This is a genomic window from Methylibium sp., from assembly GCF_013817345.1.
GTDB lineage: Bacteria > Pseudomonadota > Gammaproteobacteria > Burkholderiales > Burkholderiaceae_C > Methylibium.
In genome coordinates this window covers 1-2,908 of sequence record NZ_JACDCW010000196.1, presented here as the reverse complement: position 1 = coordinate 2,908, position 2,908 = coordinate 1, and the positions used below count along the sequence as shown (strand labels likewise).

Annotated in this window: 1 protein-coding gene and 1 pseudogene; both read right to left on the bottom strand. The window is 66.6% G+C overall.

Annotation, left to right across the window (positions count from 1 at the left end; genetic code table 11):
- Positions 1-1,727 (bottom strand): maltose alpha-D-glucosyltransferase (gene treS / locus H0W40_RS19830; RefSeq protein ID WP_292449637.1); only part of this gene is annotated, 1,727 nt, incomplete at its 3' end.
- A 2-nt stretch (positions 1,728-1,729) separates the two neighbouring features.
- Positions 1,730-2,908 (bottom strand): annotated as a pseudogene (locus H0W40_RS19825) (alpha-1,4-glucan--maltose-1-phosphate maltosyltransferase); the annotation flags it as partial.

Here is a 2,908-nt window from a genome sequence, read left to right as displayed (position 1 = left end):
GGCAGGAACTCCTCGTGCCAGCTCGGCGCCTCGGCGTCGGTGGCGAGGCGAAACCAGTAGAAGCCGTGGGCCGGCAAGGTCAGCAGATAGGGCAGCTCGCCGATCGGCGGGAAGGCCGCGCGGCCGAGCAGCTCGACCGGCACGCGGCCCTTGAAGCGCCCGAGGTTCAGGGCAACCGGCTGCGCCGAGCGCGCCAGGTTGGCCACGCACAGGATCGCCTCGTCGGCGTATTCGCGCAGGTAGGCGAGCACCTTGCGGTTGCCCGGCGAGAGGAACACGAGCTGGCCGCGGCCGAAGGCGCGGCTCGTGTTGCGCACGGCGAGCATGCGGCGCATCCAGTGCAGCAGCGAGGACGGGTCACGCAGTTGCGACTCGACGTTGACCGCCTCGAAACCGTAGATCGGGTCCATGATCGGCGGCAGGTACAGGCGCTGCGGGTCGGCGCGCGAGAAGCCGGCGTTGCGGTCCGGGCTCCACTGCATGGGCGTGCGCACGCCGTTGCGGTCGCCGATGAACACGTTGTCGCCCATGCCGAGCTCGTCGCCGTAATAGATGATGGGCGAGCCGGGCATCGAGAGCAGCAGGCTGTTCATCAGCTTGATGCGCTCCATGTCGTTGTCCATCAGCGGCGCGAGCCGCCGGCGGATGCCGAGGTTGATGCGCGCACGCGGGTCGGCCGCGTACGTGCTGTACATGTAGTCGCGCTCCTTGCTGGTCACCATCTCGAGCGTCAGCTCGTCGTGGTTGCGCAGGAAGATGGCCCACTGGCAGCCCTCGGGGATGTCGGGGGTCTGCTTCATGATCTCGACGACGGGGAAGCGGTCCTCCTGAGCGATGGCCATGTAGATGCGCGGCATCAGCGGGAAGTGGTAGGCCGCGTGGCACTCGTCGCCTTCGCCGAAATAGTCGCGCACGTCCTCGGGCCACTGGTTGGCCTCGGCGAGCAGGAAGCGGTTCTTGTAGCTCGCGTCGATCGCCGCACGCAACTGCTTGATGACGGCGTGCGTCTCGGGCAGGTTCTCGTTGTTGGTGCCGTCGCGCTCGATGAGATAGGGAATCGCATCGAGCCGGAAGCCGTCGACCCCCATGTCGAGCCAGAAGCGCATGGTGCCGAACATGGCCTCGAGCACCTTGGGGTTGTCGAAGTTGAGGTCGGGCTGGTGGCTGAAAAAGCGGTGCCAGTAATACGCCTTGGCGACCGGGTCCCAGGTCCAGTTGGAGGTCTCGGTGTCGGTGAAGATGATGCGCGTGCCCTTGTACTTTTCCTCGCTGTCGCTCCACACGTAGAAGTCGCGCTCGGGCGAGCCGGGGGGCGCGCGGCGCGCGGCCTGGAACCACGGGTGCTGGTCGGAGGTGTGGTTCATCACCAGTTCCGTGATCACCTTGAGGTCGCGGCGGTGCGCCTCGGCGAGCATCAGCCGGAAGTCGTCGAGATTGCCGTACTGCGGGTGGACATCGTCGTAGTGCGAGATGTCGTAGCCGTCGTCGCGCAGCGGCGAAGGGTAGAAGGGCATGAACCAGATGGTGTTCACGCCCAGGTCTTTCACGTAGTCCAGCTTCGCCGCAACGCCCTTGAAGTCGCCGACCCCGTCGTCGTTGGAATCGAAGAAGGCCTTGACGTTGAGCTGGTAGATCACCGCGTCGCGGTACCACAGCGCCGCGTCGTCGGTGGGCACGGTCGCGCCCTGTTCGGCTTCCTTGAGATGCGGGATCTGCGGTGCGTTCATGCTCAGAGGAAGTAGTCGAAGTCTTGCTCGCTGCGCACCCGCCGGCGCAGCCGGAACACATGCGCCGGCGCGCGGGCGGGGTCGAGGATGACGAAGTTGCGCGTGCCCTGCCACAGGAACCGCTGGTCGCTGAGCAGGTCGTGCATCTGGTAGGAGTGCTCGGCATCGACCGGAAGCACCTGCGCGTCGAGCTCGAGCCAGCCGGACTGCGCGTGATAGGGGTCGAGGTTGACCACTGTGACGATCACGTTGTCGCCGTCGGGCGTGCGCTTGGCGTAGGCGATGAGCTGGTCGTTGTCGATCGGCAGGAAGCGCAGGCTCGCGTCGGCGTGCAGCGCCGGGTTCTCGCGCCGGATGCGGTTCACGCGCGCGACGAACTCGCGCAGGCTGTCCGCACGCTGCAGGTCCCAGCGGCGAAGCTGGTACTTCTCGGAATCGCGGTACTCCTCGCTGCCCGGCTCGCGCGGCGTGCCTTCCAGCAGTTCGTAGGCCGGCCCGTAGAGGCCGTAGTTGGCCGAGAGCGTGGCGGCAAGCACGAGCCGCGTCATGAACACCGGGCGCCGGCCGCCGTGGAGCTGTTCGTGCAGGATGTCCGGCGTGTTCGGCCAGACGTTGGGACGGAAATACTCGCAACCCGGGCCCTGCGACAGCTCGGTGAAGTACTCGACCAACTCGTGCTTGGTGTTGCGCCAGGTGAAGTAGGTGTAGGACTGGTTGTAGCCGAGCTTGGCCAGCCGGTGCATCACCTTCGGCCGCGTGAAGGCCTCGGCGAGGAAGATCAGCTCCGGGTGCTCGCGCCTGAGTTCGCCGAGCGCCCATTCCCAGAACGCGAACGACTTGGTGTGCGGGTTATCGACGCGAAAGATCTTCACGCCTTCGGCGATCCAGTGATCGAACACGCCCTTGAGCGCGCTCCACAGCCCGCGCCAGTCCTCGGTCTCGAAGTCGAAAGGGTAGATGTCCTGGTACTTCTTGGGCGGGTTCTCGGCGTACTGCACGCTGCCGTCGGGGCGGTGGCGGAACCAGCCGGGATGCTCCTTCACCCACGGATGGTCGGGCGCGCACTGGAACGCGATGTCGAGCGCGATCTCGATGCCCAGTTCGCCCGCCTTCGCGACGAGGCGGCGGAAGTCCTCGGCCGTGCCCAGCTCGGGCAGGATCGCGGTGTGGCCGCCCTCGGC